Source organism: Pantoea sp. PvP021, assembly GCF_054056055.1.
This window is the reverse complement of the sequence record NZ_JBSRXX010000001.1, coordinates 296,022-312,292: the sequence shown is the minus strand read 5'-3', so window position 1 is coordinate 312,292 and position 16,271 is coordinate 296,022. Positions and strand designations below refer to the sequence as shown.

Here is a 16,271-nt window from a genome sequence, read left to right as displayed (position 1 = left end):
CCTCGTTCACACGATTCCTCTGTAGTTCAGTCGGTAGAACGGCGGACTGTTAATCCGTATGTCACTGGTTCGAGTCCAGTCAGAGGAGCCAGATTAGAAAAACCCGCTCAGGGAAACCTGAGCGGGTTTTTTGCTTTTCAGCGATCCCAGTATTCTATTCCTGTCTGACTGTTCATCTCAGCTCGTCTGCGGCTGCTATTACCGAGACCACCGTTAAGTCTGAATCAACGCAGGCTGTCTGGCGCAACCCTGTCATGGTGTAATGAGAAGCTGGCTTTAAATAAAAAACCAGCCGGGCAATATTTGCGCCAGCTGGCTCATACTATTGACGAATTATTAATCAGGAATGGTCAGTACCTGACCCGGTGCAATTTTATCCGGGCTGCTGAGAAGGTTTTTATTCGCCTCAAAGATTTTCATGTATTGGGATGCATCATTGTAAAACTGCTTTGCGATGGCGCTGAGCGTGTCGCCTGATTTAACCGTATATGTACGATTACTCTCTGCGGTGGTGACAGACTTATCTTCAACATTTTTATCCACAGCATGTAACAACTCATCGCCTATATTTTTAATATTATCCAGAATGCTCATATTTACTCCCCTATCGTTTCTGATACGTTTAGTTTGATAAAGAAAACAGGATTGCCAGGCAAATACTGCTCGGCGTACGATACACCTGCTTTTAATTCATGGGTTAAACCACTGCTAAACGTTGCTGTAATTAATATAAAAACAGAGGATATTAATGATGGGTATATTGTCATGGGTTGTATTCGGATTACTTGCCGGCATTATCGCCAGATGTATTATGCCAGGTAAAGAACATATGGGCATTTTCATGACCATTATTCTGGGTATTATCGGTGCGCTGATTGGCGGTGTCGTCAGTACCGCTCTGGGTTTTGGCAAGGTCGATGGCTTCAATATTTACAGCATTGGCATTGCCACCGTGGGTTCAATTATTGCGCTGTTTGTCATTCATAAAATCAGAGCGTGTAAACAGTCTTAATAGATTACGTCAAAGGGGATAACAGAATGAGTTTACTGGAAACAGTACTGGCCATGTGCGGCCTGAATAATCAGACCAGCCAGGAAGTGAAAGGTGTGCTGGAGTGGGTTGAGCAGCAAGGCGGTTTACATACCATCGTGAGTCACCTGCAGAGCGGCGAGTACAGTGAGGTGGTTAACTCCTGGCTGGGTGATGAGCAGAATGTTGCGCTGAGCAGCGACCTGGTGCAGAAGATGATTAACTCTGAGGCGATTGAGCAACTGGCTGCGCGGATGGGCATCAACACCAGCGATGCACTGAATCTGCTGGCGAAATATCTGCCGCAGCTGGTGGATAAAGCGTCAACGGCGGGCGTCGTGGATAAAAAGGCTGATCTTACCGGACTGGTGAGTCAGTTAATGCACTAAGCATGATGCTAGTGAAAGATAAAAGCCTGCTGCGAAAGTATGAGGCTTTTATCTTTTAGATTAGTCAGGATAAATTAAGACGAATGCTGGAAAGCTCTTTTAAACGTTGATAGAAACCATTCAGATGTTCCTGTAGAAAACATCAAAAATAGATTTTACAACTTCTCTTATATACCCTGACTGATAAACTCTAAAAACAAGCGCCATTACGCAATTGAATAAAAGTGATTAACATTATCTGAGTCATTTCCCTATATCAGGAAATTATATTTAATCATTTTCCGGAACCAGCACAAGACAACCCTGCTCAATTTTCACCGTAATAATGGTTCCGGTATCAAATCCTGCCTCACGCAGCCATTTTCCGCTCAGATGTATTGCAGGTGTACTGCAATCACCGCGTTTAGGCTGATAGCCGATGGTATAGCGACGTTGTGTTTTAGATGGCGCGACTTCAGATGAGAAGTGGCATTGATCGAGGTTCGTGGTCATGGGGATGTCTCCAGTATGCTTTTAAACCGCCACCTGAGGTTCCAATCTCATGGGTGGCAGACTGAACGAGGTTGGAACTACCGGGCATACTGAACCGGCGCACCCTGAGGTGCCCTCGCCCAGCCCACCATTGAGGTGTAGCAAGACGTACGACAATAATACATTGTCGCCAGTATGATTAACCGGAGTTCCAATTCCGTCGCCTGATTTTGCAGGCGCAGAAAAAGAATACGTCGATTAACGCTGGACGACAACAGGCAGAACTGGAACACAACTCGCAGATATTAAACGAAGTTTCCTGACATGCCTATCAGAGATCTCTACCCTGTATTAATCGGAGAAATGAAGTCCACACTCTATCCTGGCCCAAACGCAAAAAGGCCCGCAACGTAGCGGGCCTTTAACCAGACAACATACAACAACCATTATTTTTCATGGTAGCGATGCACTGCCGGATAATATTCCAGTCCATACAGCTGGCTCAGCGGCAGCAGCAGTTCCACGTTAATATCATGCACACGGTCACTCGCCACAGGGCCGCTCAGCAGCTGTTCAAACCAGGCTATCAGTTTCTGTTTCATCTCAGGCTCTCCGCATCAGTTGATGCCCTGAGTAAACCCGCTTACACGCCCGATCAGAACCAAAAATTTCTGCGCTGCTTATGCCGGAAATGGCATAAGCAGCCCGCATCTGTTTAGCCAGTGCCATATGCCAGCGGCTCAAAACGGTTACTGCGTTATCAGCGTCACCCAGTTCGCGCCTTTACCAGCCGGGGCTTCAGCAACCCGTTTGAGTTCACCGCTGGCGGAATCGATAGCGTAACTGCCAATCACCGCGCTCTTCTCCCCGCTGACGATCAGCCATTTACCCTGCGCATCAATCGCAATACTGCGCGGCTGTTTTTCAACCGGCCAGCTGCCGATAAGTGTTAACTCACCCGACTGTTTATCAACCCGGTAGCCGCTGACGGTGCTGGAGGTGCGCTCGGTGACATAGATAAATTGCCCGTCCGGGGTGATTTTAATGTCTGCCGCCCAGATGCGCGGCGTGGGATCGCTGTAGCCCGCCGGGCGCTGCTCGCCATGCTGCAGGTTATATTTCTTCGCCACCGCATTCGGCCAGGTTTTCAGCTCCGTCAGCGACCCATCCGCCGCGCGCCGGAACTGCGTAATGGTGCCGCTCATCTCCGCGAGGTTATAGAGAAAACGATTGTCGGGCGATATCACGGAATGCCGTGCGCCGCTGTTCTTCTCACCCTGAACAAATCCGGTGCCCAGCGGCGTTATCGCGCCATTATCGGCAAAGGCATATTGCAGCACGCGATCCGCGCCAAGGTTGCCGACGTAGAGTGAATGATTGCTGACGTCGGTGATCACCGAATGGGCATGCGGCCCGGTTTTCACCTCGCCCGTGACCTGTGTTGTCACAACTCCTTTGTCATCAATCCGGTTGCTGGTGACGATATCGCTGTCATAGGAGGCAGCCAGCAGATAGCGCCCACTTCTGTCGGTGGTGATCCACGGAAAGCTGGCTGCAACCGGTGTCACCGCCAGTTTCTGCAAGTCACCGTGCGGACCCGAGACGCGCCAGCTGATGATCGAATAAGGCGGACTCCGCAGCGCACCATAGAGCCGTTTACCATCCGGGCTGGCCGCCAGCGGCATAATCTTTTTACCGGCAGGCGTATCGCCACGCCATTGCAGGCTGCCATTCGCCTCGCTGAGCTGATAGCGGGAAACGGTGCCGGATTCGGCATTGGACACATAGACAAAGGTTGTCGCCCATAACGGGGCGCTACACAGCAGCGGCAGGAGTGCCAGCGCCGTTTTCAGACGGATCATAGGGTCACCTTGATAAGTAGTGTCTGCATCATTGCGCAGCAGGCATTACGCTAACCCTGTCTGGGAAGGCTGGCTTTGTGCAACTGTCTGAAATTCGGTTCGAAAGTCTGGAGATGTGACGGAGATGTTATTTTTAATGGTGCTAAAAGAGGTATGGCGCCTTTCCCCACGGCGGGGGAAAGGCGTTAACAACGCGCTAACCGGTTTTCGCGATCATTTTTCGATAGCGGTTGAGCCACTTGCCGCTGTTGAGCCGCCACCAGAAGAAGATGCCACGCACCGTCCAGTCGAGGAACATCCCCAGCCAGACACCGGTCACGCCCATCCCCAGTTCAATACCGAGCAGGTAGCCGACCACCACGCGGGCGCCCCACATGCTGAACATCGACACATACATGGTGTAACGCGCATCGCGTGCGCCCTTGAGACCGGCGGGCAGCACCCAGGATGCGGCCCACAGTGGCATAAACAGCGCGTTGAGCCAGAGCAGATGCTTCGTCACATCAATGACCTCCGGATCGCTGGTATAGAACCGCGCCAGCAACCCGGCCAGCGGCACCGTCAGCAGGGCCATCGCGCTCAGACACAACGTCGCCAGCCAGAAGACATGCCGCACCTGACGCTCTGCCTGGAACACCTGATTTCTGCCCAGACGGGTGCCGGTAATAATGGTGGATGCAGAACCCAGCGCATTGCCCGGCAGGTTAATCAGCGACGCAACCGAGAACGCGATAAAGTTACCCGCAATCTCACTGGTGCCCATTCCGGCAACAAACACCTGTGTCAGTAGTTTGCCGCCGTTGAACAACACCGACTCGATACTGGCAGGCACGCCTATTCCTAAAACTTCCATCAGAATGCTGCTGTTCCAGCGCCGGAAATAGCTCGACAGCGTAATTTTCAGTGAGGCGTTAAAGCCGATCATCAGCACGTAAATCACCGCGATCGCCCCGATATAGCGGGTGATGGTCAGTCCGAGCCCGGCACCGATAAACCCTAAACCGTCCCACGAGAAGCAGCCATAAATCAGCACGCTACTGATGATGATGTTGAGGATGTTCATGCCGCCGTTAATCAGCATCGGAATTTTGGTATTACCTGCACCGCGCAGCGCCCCGCTGCCAATCAGGGTGATGGCGGCGGCCGGATAGCTCCAGGCGGAAGTCTGCAGATAGCTCAGCGCCAGCGCTTTGACTTTTGGATCGGCGGCACCGGCAATCGCATCGACGATCAGATGGCCCCAGAACTCAATGGCGATCACCAGCACAAAGGCGAGTATCGTCATCATGGCCAGCGACTGACGCGTGGCGGCACGGGCGCGCTTGCCGTTGCGTTTTGCCAGACTGAACGCCACCACCACGGTGGTACCAAGATCGATGGCAGCAAAGAACGAGATGATCACCATGTTGAAGCTGTCGGCCAGGCCGACGCCCGCCATCGCCTCTTTACCCAGCCAGCTGACCAGGAAGGTGCTCAGTACGCCCATCAATAGCACACAGGCGTTCTCGAAAAAGATAGGCACTGCTAATGGCGATATCTCACGCCAGTAGAGCGTGCGATACGAACGGCGTTTCGGGTACCACGCCGTGCGCTTGATCGCCTGCATCACTGCTACGCCGGGATTTTGCAAAGGATTACCAAATCAGAAGAGACTGGACAGGAGTTCTAATGATGATAGTGGGCAGGGAAATATGCAAAGTCTTTCCGGTGCAAATTAATCATGGTTACAAACTTTTTAATGCCGCCACGGCACAATCTGCCTCACTGCCCCGCCCGCTGTAGCAAACCTGATTATTTCCCTGACGTTATGATCGGTTGGCCATGCTTTGCTGCTGGCGGTTTTTCCGCCATCTCCTCATCGGTAACGCATTCAAACGTGGCGAACCACCCCTTCTGATAGTAAAGATTTTCTTACTGTTTTTCAGTGCAGCAGATCTTCACTTAAAACAGCACTGCTCAGAATTCCCGCTTCGCTGGCGCAAAAAAACGGCGATCACAGATTCTTCAACAATCTCCGCAACAAACCCGCTAAGCTTGGGGCAAATTGCGGAAAAAAATGGAAGGAGAAACCATGCCGACACTACGGAAAAACCTGACCAGCCAGCAGGCGCTGGATGAACTTGAACGCCTGTACGATGGTGCCGTCGATGCGCTGCGCGAGGCGATTAAAGCCTTTACCGAAAACGGCACGCTGCCCGATGCCACCGCGCGGGCGCAGGGACTATTTGTTTACCCGGAGCTGCGCATCACCTGGCGCGGCGACGGTCCGCAACAGAACCGCACGCGTGCCTGGGGACGTTTCACCCACACCGGCAGTTACAGCACCACCATCACCCGCCCGGCATTGCTGCGCCACTATATTTCGGAACAGCTTCAGATGCTGGAAAAGGAGTATCAGCTGGAGATCGACGTGGGGCCCTCCAGCCAGGAGATCCCCTATCCTTACGTGATCGACGGTTCCGACCTGTCACTGGATCGGACCATGAGCGCCGGTATTGCGCGCCACTTCCCGACCACCGAGCTGTCACAGATTGGTGATGAGACCGCCGACGGCCTGTTCCACGCCGATGCAAAATCCCCTCTGTCGCACTTCGACGCGCTGCGAACCGACTTCTCGCTGGCCCGCCTGCGCCACTACACTGGCACCAGCGTAGAGCACTTCCAGCCGTTTGTGCTGTTCACCAACTACACCCGTTATGTTGATGAGTTTGTGCGCTGGGCGATCGAGCAGGTGCGCGATCCCAGTACCCCTTACGACAGCCTGGCCTGCGCGGGCGATGTGGTGCTGACCGCCGACACCGCTGACAGTGAGTCGATGCTCTCGGATCTGGCGTGGAAGAAGCACCAGATGCCCGCCTGGCATCTCACCTCGCCGAATCGTCGCGGTATTACGCTGATTAACATTGGTGTCGGCCCGTCGAATGCCAAAACCATCTGCGATCATCTGGCGGTGATGCGTCCACATGCGTGGCTGATGATTGGTCACTGTGGCGGGCTGCGCGAGAGCCAGCGGATCGGTGATTATGTGCTGGCCCATGCCTATCTGCGCGACGATCACGTGCTGGACAGCGTGCTGCCGCCTGATATCCCGGTACCCAGCATTGCCGAAGTGCAGCGCGCGCTGTATGACGCCACCAAATCAGTGAGCGGCATGCCAGGCGAAGAGGTGAAGCAGCGGTTGCGTACCGGCACCGTGGTGACCACGGACGACCGCAACTGGGAACTGCGCTACTCCGCTTCGGCACTGCGCTTTAACCTGAGCCGTGCGGTGGCGGTCGATATGGAAAGCGCCACTATTGCCGCACAGGGTTATCGTTTCCGGGTGCCATATGGCACGCTGCTGTGCGTTTCAGACAAGCCGCTGCACGGTGAGATTAAGCTGCCCGGTCAGGCGAACCGTTTCTATGAAGGGGCGATTTCGGAGCATCTGCAGATTGGTATTCACGCTGTTGAGCTGCTGCGCGCCGAGGGCGATAAGCTGCATTCGCGTAAGTTGCGTACCTTTAATGAGCCGCCTTTCAGGTAAGCGTTAGCCGGCTGATGCGAGGAATAAGGCCGGTACTGCTGACAGGCAGTACCGGCCTCTTGCTTTGGAATTTACCCAATGCGCATGTCAGCGCCGGGATAATTTATACTTTAAAGGTCTCTACAATCAGCCTGAGAGACTGCGCTTGCTCAGAGAGAGACTGAGAAGCACTTGATGATTCTTCTACCAGAGCAGAGTTATTTTGCGTCACCCCATCCATCTGGCTGACTGCAATACTCACCTGAGAAATCCCCTGCATCTGTTCAGCCGACGACAGCGCAATAGCATCCATGGATTCAGCCAGTTCATCCACTAAATGCACGACTTTGAGAATACTTAAACCCGTATCACTGGCAACAGTGACGCCGCATTCAACCTGTCCGACAGCCTGCTCTATTAACGCTTTAATATCTTTTGCGGCAGTCGCACTACGTTGTGCAAGCGTTCTGACTTCAGACGCGACGACAGCAAAGCCCCTTCCCGTCTCTCCCGCTCGTGCCGCTTCAACGGCTGCGTTCAGGGCAAGAATATTAGTCTGGAATGCGATGCTTTCGATGACGGCGGTGATATCTCTGACTTTAGACGCGCTTTTTGAAATATCACTCATCGTATCTGACATTCGTTTGACGTCCGTTTCCCCTCGTTTTGCAATCGAGGCGGTATCTCTCGCTGAGTTGGCTGTGTCCCTGGCAGTTTTGCTGTTATTTTGTACCGTAGCGGTGAGCTGTTCCATACTCGCAGCCGTTTCCTGCAAGGCAGCGGCCTGCTGTTCAGTGCGGGATGCAAGCTCATTGTTTCCTTCAGAAATCTCATTCGCAGAAAGGGCGACTGAAGAAGAGCCTGATTTAATTTCTGAAACGATATCCCGTAACCGAACCTGCATGCTGTTTAAAGAGGCCATGAGACTGAGAGTGTCATTTTTCTTCAAGCTAACCGGTGTGGTCAGATCCCCATTAGTGATCGCATTAGCAAGTTTCCGCGCTGTACTCGGTTCATCGCCAAGCTCGCTCATGAGTTTACGAATAAGATAGATGCTGGTGCCCGTGCCGAACAAAATAGCCGCAACTAAAAGCGTCACCAGGATGATGTAGGCTCTTTCGGTATTTTTCGCGTTTTGAATAACTGAGTCATCCGACTGCTTTGCCAGGATTTCACTCATCAGGGTAAGACCTTCAAGCAGCGGAACCTGTGCGGGTCTGACTTTTTCCAACAGATACTTAACCGTGATGTCACTGTTTTTAGCCAGTGCCAGCGGAACGGTGTTACTGAAGGCGTCCAGAGCATTTTTCTCGCTGTCACTGATCTTCGCAAAGGCTTTATATTCTTCCGTATCGCCAGACTGGCTGATCATCGTATTCAGTTGATCCCTGCTGGCTGCAAATTTAGCCTTCAGTTTAACCAGACGATCAGACTGCTCCTGGATAAGAGCCTGATCTGAAAAGAGTGATAAATTCCTGACGGTTATCGCCATATCGCGCTGCGCCAGGGTAAGTTCATTGATTAATTTTGTTTTTTTCATATCACCCTGAACAACTGACTCAAGCGTGCTTTTAGCCTGATATAAAGAGTGAATAGCGACAATGATACATATGGAGAAAAAGATGATTAACGTGCCAAATCCGGAACCGAGGCGCGTAGAGATTTTCATTAACATTCCTTGAAGGGGGGCGGCGATATAGATCTATCGGCATCTCTTTTTTTAACTTCAATGAATATTTATCACATAAATAATATTAACCAGAATTAATAGCACCGCTGCAAAGCATCACAAAAACTCATAAATTTGTCAGGCTTTGATGCTTTCCAGTTCAACCAGAAATCGTTTTTTTGTGCGTTATAAACAATCAGAACCCTTATGCTTACCGTTGTCTTAACTTATTACTGCGTTACGCTACACTGGTTTGCATGTCATAAAAATTTCATTTAACCCTTGCAGGCGCGGCTTTTAAGGCTGCTACAACCTGGATGCTTTTCGCATGCAAAAAACACCGAAATAAAAACCAGGAATACATAAATTATAATTATAAATAACGTCAGGAACTTCTGTAGATCACTTTAAACGTGGGCCGGTTCTGTGACGTCTCGCAGGATATGAATGCTTTATTCGTTCGATGAATATGGCAGAACAGACCGGCATAAGGATGCTTCAGCCCGACCGTAGCAATCCAGCCTTCAGGCAGAAAACGCGCTGAGTGCGCTGATGAGCGTGCCCGTCTGCACGATAGCCCTGGTCTGATATGCATCACGAATAAACTCTCCATCATCAGCCCTTGATACGAACGGATAGCCCGGGCAATCGCAGAGAGAAATAGGTTTGCCTGACTCGCGCATCAGCTGCAGTAACAGATGAAATTAAAAGCCGTAACATAACTGAAGTATATTGCAGACGAAATATAAAAACATACACAGCAACAAAACTCATCATTATTGAGCTTGTCACTCCATAATTACTGTGCAATATAAATAACAGCCAACTGGAGAAGCTATTTCTTAAAATTAGTGCCACATTCTGGCAATGCATTTCCGCCTTTCACATAAAAATTAAATAAAGGACGCATAAAGAAACTCCAAAATGGAGGAAGAGTGACAAGAATTATTTGAGGAAAATTAACATACCTTTGGCAGCGCAGATAATAAATTTAATTACTCACTTAAAGAGGATTCATTGTGAAAGTTAAAAATATGACTGTGTTAGCGAGTATGGTTTTATTCTACTCCGCTCAGGGTATGGCCAGACAATTTGATATCAGTGCAGCAAACATTGACGTCAATACCTCTAAGTTTTCCTTCATTCTTACTGGTGCGGGAGGTGCCGGCGGCGCAGGTGGCGCGGGGGGTGCAGGAGGCGCGTTAGGCGGGCAAGGTGGTGCCGGAGGTGTTGGAGGCGCCGGAGGTGCTGGCGGAAGTGATGGTAATGGCGCCGCTAACGCCAGCCAGAATGGTAATAATTCCAATAATGATAACGGCAGTAAAAACGGCAACGGTTCTGATCAGGGTAATAACAGTAATAACGGCACCGGGAATGCTAACGGGAGTGGTGACGGTAACGGAAATGATGCAGGCAACGGCGGTGGTAATGGAGGAGATGATGGTGGCGGAGATGGTGGTGGTAATGGTGGTGGTGGTGATGGTGGCGGTGATGGCGGCGGTGATGGCGGCGGAGACTGATAGTCTGGCGTCCATTAACTAAAAAGCTCCTGTTTGTAACCGTTATAGCAGGAGCATTATCACTGTTAGCACAGGAACAGCACATGAAACTTACCAGAAGTTACCCATTATTTTTAGCCACCGTACTGACAGTGGCATGTCCGTTTTACTCGCTGGCTCAGACTGCCAGCGACATGAATACTTCATCCTCAAATACCTCCCTCCAGCCCTCAGCAGGCAAAGACGGACAACAAGGCAATGGTGAAAACGGAGGCGCGGGAGGCAAAGGAGGCGTTCCGGGAGAAGGTACTAACGGAGGAAAAGGAGGTAATGGCGGCAATGGCGGCAATAGTGGGAGTGCCGATAATCCCGATACATCAAGTAAAGGCGGCGCAGGTGGCGCAGGCGGTGCGGGTGGCGCAGGTGGTGCGGGTGGCGCAGGTGGTGCGGGTGGCGCAGGTGGTGCGGGCGGCGCAGGTGGTGCGGGCGGCGCAGGCGGTGCAGGTGGTGCGGGCGGCGGCGCAGGCGGTGCGGGTGGTAACGGAGGGACCGGTGGAGAAAGTTTTCTGAAAAGGATTTTCAAATGAAAATAATCACTTTGTTAGCTTCGCTAATCATCATTCCGTATGCGCATGCTGAGTACAAAACGGATATGTTGAGTTCACACCATAATGTCATTCTCATTGATGCCGCTGCAGGTTCTGATGGCGGACCGGGTCAGAACGGCGGTGCCGGGGCCAATGGCGGTCCGGGTGAAAATGGAGGACGAGGGGGAAACGGAGGTATCGGAGGAAATGGAGGGTCAGGAGGAAACGGTGGTGCCGGAGCCAATGGCGGTGATGGCGGAAATGGCGGCCTGGGAGGAAACGGTGGAAATGGAGGGAACGGAGGTGCTGGACAGAATGGCCAGGCCGGAGGCAATGGCGGGAATGGAGGAAACGGCAGTATGGGGGGAGATGGCGGAAACGGTGGAAATGGAGGGGATGGCAGCAATGGTAGTGCTGGTGGCGCAGGGGGGAACGGAGGGAATGGTGGCAGCACGGGAGGTGACGGCGGTGCGGGAGGTAACGGTGGTGACGGGGGAGATGGCGGCGACTAAATTCAACCACGCCTTAATATCTCTTCTCTCCTGGCAGCCGGCTTATAAAACAGGCCTGAACAGCAATTATCACGGGTTAATTCACAGCTAAAACAGGCATTTTAATAACTCTGATTTAGCGTAAGAAAACTTTCCGTTAGCTCAACATTAAAATCAGCTTACCTGAACTAACAAAAACGCTCAGAGATCCTGTCAACGCTGAGTATGTGTGAAACCCCTCTTTTTTTACCATCAGGGAAATGCAGCTTAGAGCTGGCGTACAGTGGAACCTCGGGTTTTTGGATAGCTATGATGTGAGAAATAATGGAATTAAATACACCGCTGAAATGGAGTAGCGAGTAACAACAAACGTCACAAGTGAAATGCTTTTATAATTTAAACGCACAAACGAGAACAGCCGCGAATAACAACAACTCCGCCATATGCGCTCTATTGTAATGTTTCGCAGTGTATCAGACACCGCCTGCCCCATAGCCTGGCCGACGAAACCCGCTCAGTGTTAACGCGCGGCTAAGTGATCTGAAACTCCCATACGTCTGGCGGGCGAAACCCGCTCAGTGCTAACGCGCGGCTAAATGACCTGAAACTCTCCTCGCCTGGCGGGCGAAATCCGCTCAGTGTCAGCCTGCTAAAAGCGAAACCTTATGAATCTTTCCCCGCTTTCAGCGGCCTGAGCCCAGTCAGTCCGGGTGACAAACCCACCGGCAGGGGGTTTGCCAGAGGCGTCCGCAGCGCTGAGGAACAACCAGAGGCAAGGATGAGCCGACAGGACGTCGGCGAAAGGACGGCACGAGCCAGGGATGGCGAGTCCGGACGGTCCGTCGGCCGCAGGGCGTGACGAAGGCACCCCGCTACGCGGGGCGCGCAGGCAGCCGGACGCCGGGATTGTTAAGGGACGGGCGTCCGCCCCTTGACGCGTCCGCCTGCACAGGCAACCTGAAACTCCCCATCGCCTGGCGGGCGTAACCCTCTCAGCGCTAACGCGCGGCTAAGTGAACTAAGACGCCCCATCGCCTTGCAGGCGAAACCGCTCAGTGCAAGCCCGCTACAAAGCGAAACCTTATGAATCTTTTCCCGCTTTCAGCGGCCGGAGCCCAGCCAGTCCGGGTGACAAACCCACCGGCAGGGGGTTTCCCAGAGGCGTCCGGAGCGCTGAGGAACAACCGGAAGCCGGGAGCCGACAGGACGTCGGCGAAAGGACGGCACGAGCCAGGGATGGCGAGTCCGGACGGTCCGTCGGCCGCAGGGCGTGACGAAGGCACCCCGCTACGCGGGGCGCGCAGGCAGCCGGACGCCGGGATTGTTAAGGGGCGGGCGTCCGCCCCTTGACGCGTCCGCCTGCACGGGCAATCTGAAACTCCCCATCGCCTGGCGGGCGAAACCCGCTCAGTGTTAACGCGCGGCTAAGTGATCTAAAACGCTCCATCGCCCAGGCGGGCGTAACCTGCCCATAGCCAGCCCGCTGCTAAGCGAAACTTACTCAGTGTGCCAGCCCGCAGCCAGGCGAAACCCGCTCATAGCCAGCCCGCTGCACAGCGAAATCCGCCCGCTGCTAAGCGACCTTCCCTGCCGCCAGGCAACAACTAAGCACTCAACCATCCCAGCTTAATCACAAACAGAATCGACAGGATCACCAGCGCCGCATTCACCTCTTTCGCGCGTCCGCTCAACAGCTTCACCAGCGTCCAGGTAATAAAACCAAACGCGATGCCGTTGGCGATCGAATAGGTCAGCGGCATGGTCAGCGCGGTGACGGTGACCGGCGCGGCGGTGGTGATATCTTTCCAGTCAATCTCTGCCAGGCCCGATGCCATCAGCACCGCTACAAACAGCAACGCAGGCGCGGTGGCATAAACCGGAACACTGGAGGCCAGCGGCGAGAAAAACAGGGCCAGCAGGAACAGCACGGCGACCACAATCGCGGTCAGGCCGGTACGGCCACCGGCACTCACGCCCGCCGCCGATTCCACATAACTGGTAGTGGTCGAGGTGCCGAGCAGTGAACCAAACAGCGCAGCCGCACTGTCAGCAATCAGCGCACGGCCCATCTTCGGCACGTTACCCTGCTCATCCGCCAGACCGGCGCGTTTGGTCACACCCAGCAGCGTGCCCGTGTTATCAAACACATCAACAAACAGGAAGGCAAAAATCACGCTGATCAGGCCGACGTTAAACGCGCCGGCAATATCCAGCTGCATAAAGGTCGGTGCAATCGATGGCGGTGCAGAGAAGACCCCGGCAAAAGGCGACAGACCAATACCCATGGAGATAAAGGTCACCAGCAGAATACCGATCAGCACTGCGCCCGTCACCCGACGCGCTTCCAGTACTACGATAACCACAAAGCCGAGCATCGCCAGCAGCGGACCCGGTTTAGTCAGATCGCCAATGCCCACCAGCGTCGCCGGGTTATCGACCACAATGCCCGCCCCTTCCAGCGCAATCAGCGCCAGAAAAAGCCCGATACCGGCACCAATCCCGGCGCGCAGCGGCAGCGGAATACTGGCAATAATCCATTCACGAATCTTAAATAGCGACATCGCGAAGAAAATCACCGCCGAGAGAAACACCGCGCCCAGCGCAATCTGCCACGTATAGCCCATGTGCAGCACAACGGTGTAGGTGAAAAAGGCGTTCAGTCCCATACCCGGAGCCAGCGCAATCGGATAGTTGGCGATCAGCCCCATCAGCACGCAGCCAATCGCCGCAGCCAGACAGGTGGCGACAAATACCGCGCCCTTGTCCATGCCGGTCGCGCCCAGAATGCTTGGGTTCACAAACAGAATATAAGCCATCGCCAGGAAGGTGGTGATCCCGGCGATAATCTCAGTACGAACCGTCGTGTTATGCGCTTTGAGTTTGAATAGTTTTTCTAACATCATCATCTCTCGATACAGGAGACATCAGTCTCACTTGCCAAAGGGGTTTGCATGCTGATTATTCTGTTTCCGGGACATTGATGCCGGCCGCTGCATACTTGCTTGCCAGAATCGCATGAAATCCCTGACTTACCCACTGCCCAAAGCAATTGTCATGCCATCTACCGACGCAATCGATTACCTGGCAGAGCCGGGTACGCCTAAGAGAATTCCGAACCAAAACGAGGCGCGATTATGGTGCAATGCACCGATGCCGCGCAATCGTTTTCCTGCGGCAAACAGGCAGCCCCGAAAAACTCTGCGCCAGCGCACGCTTCCGCACTCTCACAGGCGAAGCTGGTCACGTTTCAGCACGCTGCCTCAGCACGCTTTTCTGGTCTGTGTAGACTCCTGAATTAACTCTTTCGTAACATTGAGGCCGCGCAATGAAGCCAGCAATTTTGGTGGTGGATGATGATCCTGCAGTCTGCGACGTCTTGCAGGATGCGTTAAGTGAACATCTGTTAACGGTCTACCGCTGTCATCAGGGACGCGAGGCGCTATCGATGCTCAGCGAACACCCGGAAATCTCGCTGGTGATGCTGGATATGATGCTGCCCGATACCAACGGGCTACTGGTGTTGCAGCAGCTTCAGCGTCAGCGACCCGAAGTGCTGGTGATTATGCTGACCGGTATGGGTTCTGAAGCGGAGATGGTGGTGGGCCTTGAGATGGGCGCAGATGACTACATCGCCAAACCCTTTAATCCACGCGTGGTAGTAGCGAGAACCCGGGCGGCCCTGCGTCGCAGCGGACGCATTGCCCAGGCCGACCCTGAACAGGAGGGCTGGCGTTTTGGCGGCTGGCAACTGGATGATGGCCGCTGCCAGCTGTTTAATCCGCAGCGCGAGCTGGTGCCGCTGACCCAGGGGGAATATAGCCTGTTACGCGCGCTGGTACGCCACGCCCGCAAGGTACTGACCCGCGATCAGTTGCTGGAGCTGACCCACAGCGAAAGTCTCGACGTGTTTGACCGCACCATCGACGTGCTGATCATGCGGTTGCGCCGTAAAATCGAAATCAATCCGCACCAGCCCGACCTGATCCGCACCATTCGCGGACTGGGTTATGTCTTTTCGGCCGATGTGGTGAAACCCGATTCGACAACGCGTGCCAGTCAGATTGCCTGATTACGCCTGCCGCGCGCAGGATAACCAGTGCGCGTAATCATTACACAGCAGCCAGCGCGGCGCTTCATCCTCCTCCAGTGGGTTGAAACGAGCCAGCGGCGTCAGAAACACATTGTCGTTTTCGTCATCGTTGGGCATCGACACCTCGCCCACCAGCACGTCGCCGAAGCCACTTTCACCCCAGAAACTGTGCCAGATGCCCGCCTCCAGCGTCACGCTTTCACCCGGTGAGAGCCGTAGCTGTGAACCGGCGGCATGGGTCTGGCGCAGGCCATCCAGCGAAACCGCCACCAGCGAGTCAGCCAGCCCGTCACCGTTGCGGTTATGCAGTTCGACAATCAGATTCCCGCCGCCGCGATTAATGATGTCTTCCATCTTGCGCGGATGGTAGTGCATCGGCGTCTGCTGCCCTTCCCGCACATGCATTATTTTCTCGGCGTAGGGTTTATGCCACGGCTGCCCGCCTGGTGAACCGTTGCGCAGTGTAAACAGCGTCAGCCCGGTCTGCAGAAAATCAGCTGCGCCAAAACTGGTGAGATCCCAGCCCAGCCGCAACGCCAGAATCTCCTGCGCGACCTCACGATCCTGAGCCCGCCACTGGCTCACATCGAAATCGGCCCACGGCGGCAGATGCACATCCTGCTGTCGGAAAAACTCGCGCGTATGTTGCAGGTAATAATTAACCTCTGAACGTTGCAT

General features: G+C 53.7%; 14 protein-coding genes, 1 tRNA gene and 1 pseudogene. 7 read left to right on the top strand and 9 right to left on the bottom strand.

Going from position 1 to position 16,271, the window contains the following annotated elements; all coding sequences use genetic code 11:
- Nucleotides 1–15: 15 nt before the first annotated feature.
- Nucleotides 16–91 (top strand) — tRNA-Asn (locus ACVKSX_RS01280).
- Nucleotides 92–336: 245 nt separating this feature from the next.
- Here the strand turns inward: ACVKSX_RS01280 and ACVKSX_RS01275 are convergent.
- Nucleotides 337–585: pseudogene (locus tag ACVKSX_RS01275) on the bottom strand (LysM peptidoglycan-binding domain-containing protein); the annotation flags it as partial.
- A 166-nt stretch (nucleotides 586–751) separates the two neighbouring features.
- Here ACVKSX_RS01275 and ACVKSX_RS01270 point away from each other — a divergent pair.
- Both ACVKSX_RS01270 and ACVKSX_RS01265 read left to right on the top strand, forming a co-directional pair.
- Nucleotides 752–1,012, top strand: coding sequence for a GlsB/YeaQ/YmgE family stress response membrane protein (locus tag ACVKSX_RS01270; RefSeq protein WP_033788422.1), 261 nt, complete (start codon nucleotides 752–754; stop codon nucleotides 1,010–1,012).
- 26 nt (nucleotides 1,013–1,038) lie between these two features.
- The gene (locus ACVKSX_RS01265; protein WP_010247730.1) at nucleotides 1,039–1,419 is read left to right on the top strand and encodes a YidB family protein; all 381 of its coding nucleotides are present in this window, start codon (nucleotides 1,039–1,041) and stop codon (nucleotides 1,417–1,419) included.
- 270 nt (nucleotides 1,420–1,689) lie between these two features.
- Here ACVKSX_RS01265 and ACVKSX_RS01260 read toward each other — a convergent pair whose 3' ends face one another.
- From ACVKSX_RS01260 to ACVKSX_RS01245, 4 genes are all read right to left on the bottom strand, one after another.
- Entirely contained in the window at nucleotides 1,690–1,911 is a 222-nt protein-coding gene (locus tag ACVKSX_RS01260; RefSeq protein WP_022625466.1) for a SymE family type I addiction module toxin, read from the bottom strand.
- A gap of 425 nt (nucleotides 1,912–2,336) precedes the next feature.
- Nucleotides 2,337–2,492 carry a hypothetical protein gene (locus ACVKSX_RS01255; protein WP_010247735.1) on the bottom strand — a complete coding sequence of 52 codons (156 nt, stop codon included), beginning with the start codon at nucleotides 2,490–2,492 and terminating at the stop codon, nucleotides 2,337–2,339.
- 147 nt (nucleotides 2,493–2,639) lie between these two features.
- On the bottom strand, nucleotides 2,640–3,752 hold the full coding sequence (locus ACVKSX_RS01250; RefSeq protein WP_354438229.1) for a lactonase family protein: 1,113 nt from the start codon (nucleotides 3,750–3,752) through the stop codon (nucleotides 2,640–2,642).
- A 196-nt stretch (nucleotides 3,753–3,948) separates the two neighbouring features.
- Entirely contained in the window at nucleotides 3,949–5,358 is a 1,410-nt protein-coding gene (locus ACVKSX_RS01245; RefSeq protein WP_187501110.1) for an EmmdR/YeeO family multidrug/toxin efflux MATE transporter, read from the bottom strand.
- 465 nt (nucleotides 5,359–5,823) lie between these two features.
- On the opposite strand from ACVKSX_RS01245, the gene ACVKSX_RS01240 reads away from it, so the two are divergent.
- Nucleotides 5,824–7,278, top strand: coding sequence for an AMP nucleosidase (locus ACVKSX_RS01240; RefSeq protein WP_010670874.1), 1,455 nt, complete (start codon nucleotides 5,824–5,826; stop codon nucleotides 7,276–7,278).
- A gap of 103 nt (nucleotides 7,279–7,381) precedes the next feature.
- Here the strand turns inward: ACVKSX_RS01240 and ACVKSX_RS01235 are convergent, their stop codons facing one another.
- Complete coding sequence (locus ACVKSX_RS01235; RefSeq protein ID WP_187501059.1) at nucleotides 7,382–8,926, bottom strand: methyl-accepting chemotaxis protein; 1,545 nt, start codon at nucleotides 8,924–8,926, stop codon at nucleotides 7,382–7,384.
- 1,202 nt (nucleotides 8,927–10,128) lie between these two features.
- Complete coding sequence (locus ACVKSX_RS01230; protein ID WP_172608300.1) at nucleotides 10,129–10,461, bottom strand: hypothetical protein; 333 nt, start codon at nucleotides 10,459–10,461, stop codon at nucleotides 10,129–10,131.
- 294 nt (nucleotides 10,462–10,755) lie between these two features.
- On the opposite strand from ACVKSX_RS01230, the gene ACVKSX_RS01225 reads away from it, so the two are divergent.
- Both ACVKSX_RS01225 and ACVKSX_RS01220 read left to right on the top strand, forming a co-directional pair.
- A complete protein-coding gene (locus tag ACVKSX_RS01225; RefSeq protein WP_354438227.1) occupies nucleotides 10,756–10,995 on the top strand; it encodes a hypothetical protein in 240 nt (79 codons plus the stop codon).
- Nucleotides 10,996–11,096: 101 nt separating this feature from the next.
- Nucleotides 11,097–11,615, top strand: coding sequence for a hypothetical protein (locus ACVKSX_RS01220; protein WP_354438225.1), 519 nt, complete (start codon nucleotides 11,097–11,099; stop codon nucleotides 11,613–11,615).
- Nucleotides 11,616–13,107: 1,492 nt separating this feature from the next.
- Here ACVKSX_RS01220 and ACVKSX_RS01215 read toward each other — a convergent pair.
- Nucleotides 13,108–14,406 carry an NCS2 family permease gene (locus tag ACVKSX_RS01215; RefSeq protein WP_212685931.1) on the bottom strand — a complete coding sequence of 433 codons (1,299 nt, stop codon included), beginning with the start codon at nucleotides 14,404–14,406 and terminating at the stop codon, nucleotides 13,108–13,110.
- Nucleotides 14,407–14,828: 422 nt separating this feature from the next.
- Here ACVKSX_RS01215 and ACVKSX_RS01210 point away from each other — a divergent pair, with 422 nt between their 5' ends.
- The gene (locus ACVKSX_RS01210) at nucleotides 14,829–15,572 is read left to right on the top strand and encodes a response regulator (protein WP_052270614.1); all 744 of its coding nucleotides are present in this window, start codon (nucleotides 14,829–14,831) and stop codon (nucleotides 15,570–15,572) included.
- On the opposite strand, the gene ACVKSX_RS01205 is transcribed toward ACVKSX_RS01210, so the two are convergent.
- Nucleotides 15,573–16,271, bottom strand: coding sequence for a D-lyxose/D-mannose isomerase (locus tag ACVKSX_RS01205; RefSeq protein WP_061901339.1), 699 nt, complete (start codon nucleotides 16,269–16,271; stop codon nucleotides 15,573–15,575). It lies immediately after the preceding gene.

Coding starts and splice junctions, on each gene's coding strand:
- ACVKSX_RS01255 (WP_010247735.1), bottom strand. CDS start 2,492: ATGAAACAGAAACTGATAGCCTGGTTTGAACAGCTGCTGAGCGGCCCT.
- ACVKSX_RS01235 (WP_187501059.1), bottom strand. CDS start 8,926: ATGAAAATCTCTACGCGCCTCGGTTCCGGATTTGGCACGTTAATCATC.
- ACVKSX_RS01225 (WP_354438227.1), top strand. CDS start 10,756: ATGGCGGCAATGGCGGCAATAGTGGGAGTGCCGATAATCCCGATACAT.
- ACVKSX_RS01265 (WP_010247730.1), top strand. CDS start 1,039: ATGAGTTTACTGGAAACAGTACTGGCCATGTGCGGCCTGAATAATCAG.
- ACVKSX_RS01270 (WP_033788422.1), top strand. CDS start 752: ATGGGTATATTGTCATGGGTTGTATTCGGATTACTTGCCGGCATTATC.
- ACVKSX_RS01240 (WP_010670874.1), top strand. CDS start 5,824: ATGCCGACACTACGGAAAAACCTGACCAGCCAGCAGGCGCTGGATGAA.
- ACVKSX_RS01250 (WP_354438229.1), bottom strand. CDS start 3,752: ATGATCCGTCTGAAAACGGCGCTGGCACTCCTGCCGCTGCTGTGTAGC.
- ACVKSX_RS01260 (WP_022625466.1), bottom strand. CDS start 1,911: ATGACCACGAACCTCGATCAATGCCACTTCTCATCTGAAGTCGCGCCA.
- ACVKSX_RS01245 (WP_187501110.1), bottom strand. CDS start 5,358: ATGCAGGCGATCAAGCGCACGGCGTGGTACCCGAAACGCCGTTCGTAT.
- ACVKSX_RS01210 (WP_052270614.1), top strand. CDS start 14,829: ATGAAGCCAGCAATTTTGGTGGTGGATGATGATCCTGCAGTCTGCGAC.
- ACVKSX_RS01215 (WP_212685931.1), bottom strand. CDS start 14,406: ATGATGTTAGAAAAACTATTCAAACTCAAAGCGCATAACACGACGGTT.
- ACVKSX_RS01230 (WP_172608300.1), bottom strand. CDS start 10,461: ATGGACGCCAGACTATCAGTCTCCGCCGCCATCACCGCCGCCATCACC.
- ACVKSX_RS01205 (WP_061901339.1), bottom strand. CDS start 16,271: ATGCAACGTTCAGAGGTTAATTATTACCTGCAACATACGCGCGAGTTT.
- ACVKSX_RS01220 (WP_354438225.1), top strand. CDS start 11,097: ATGTCATTCTCATTGATGCCGCTGCAGGTTCTGATGGCGGACCGGGTC.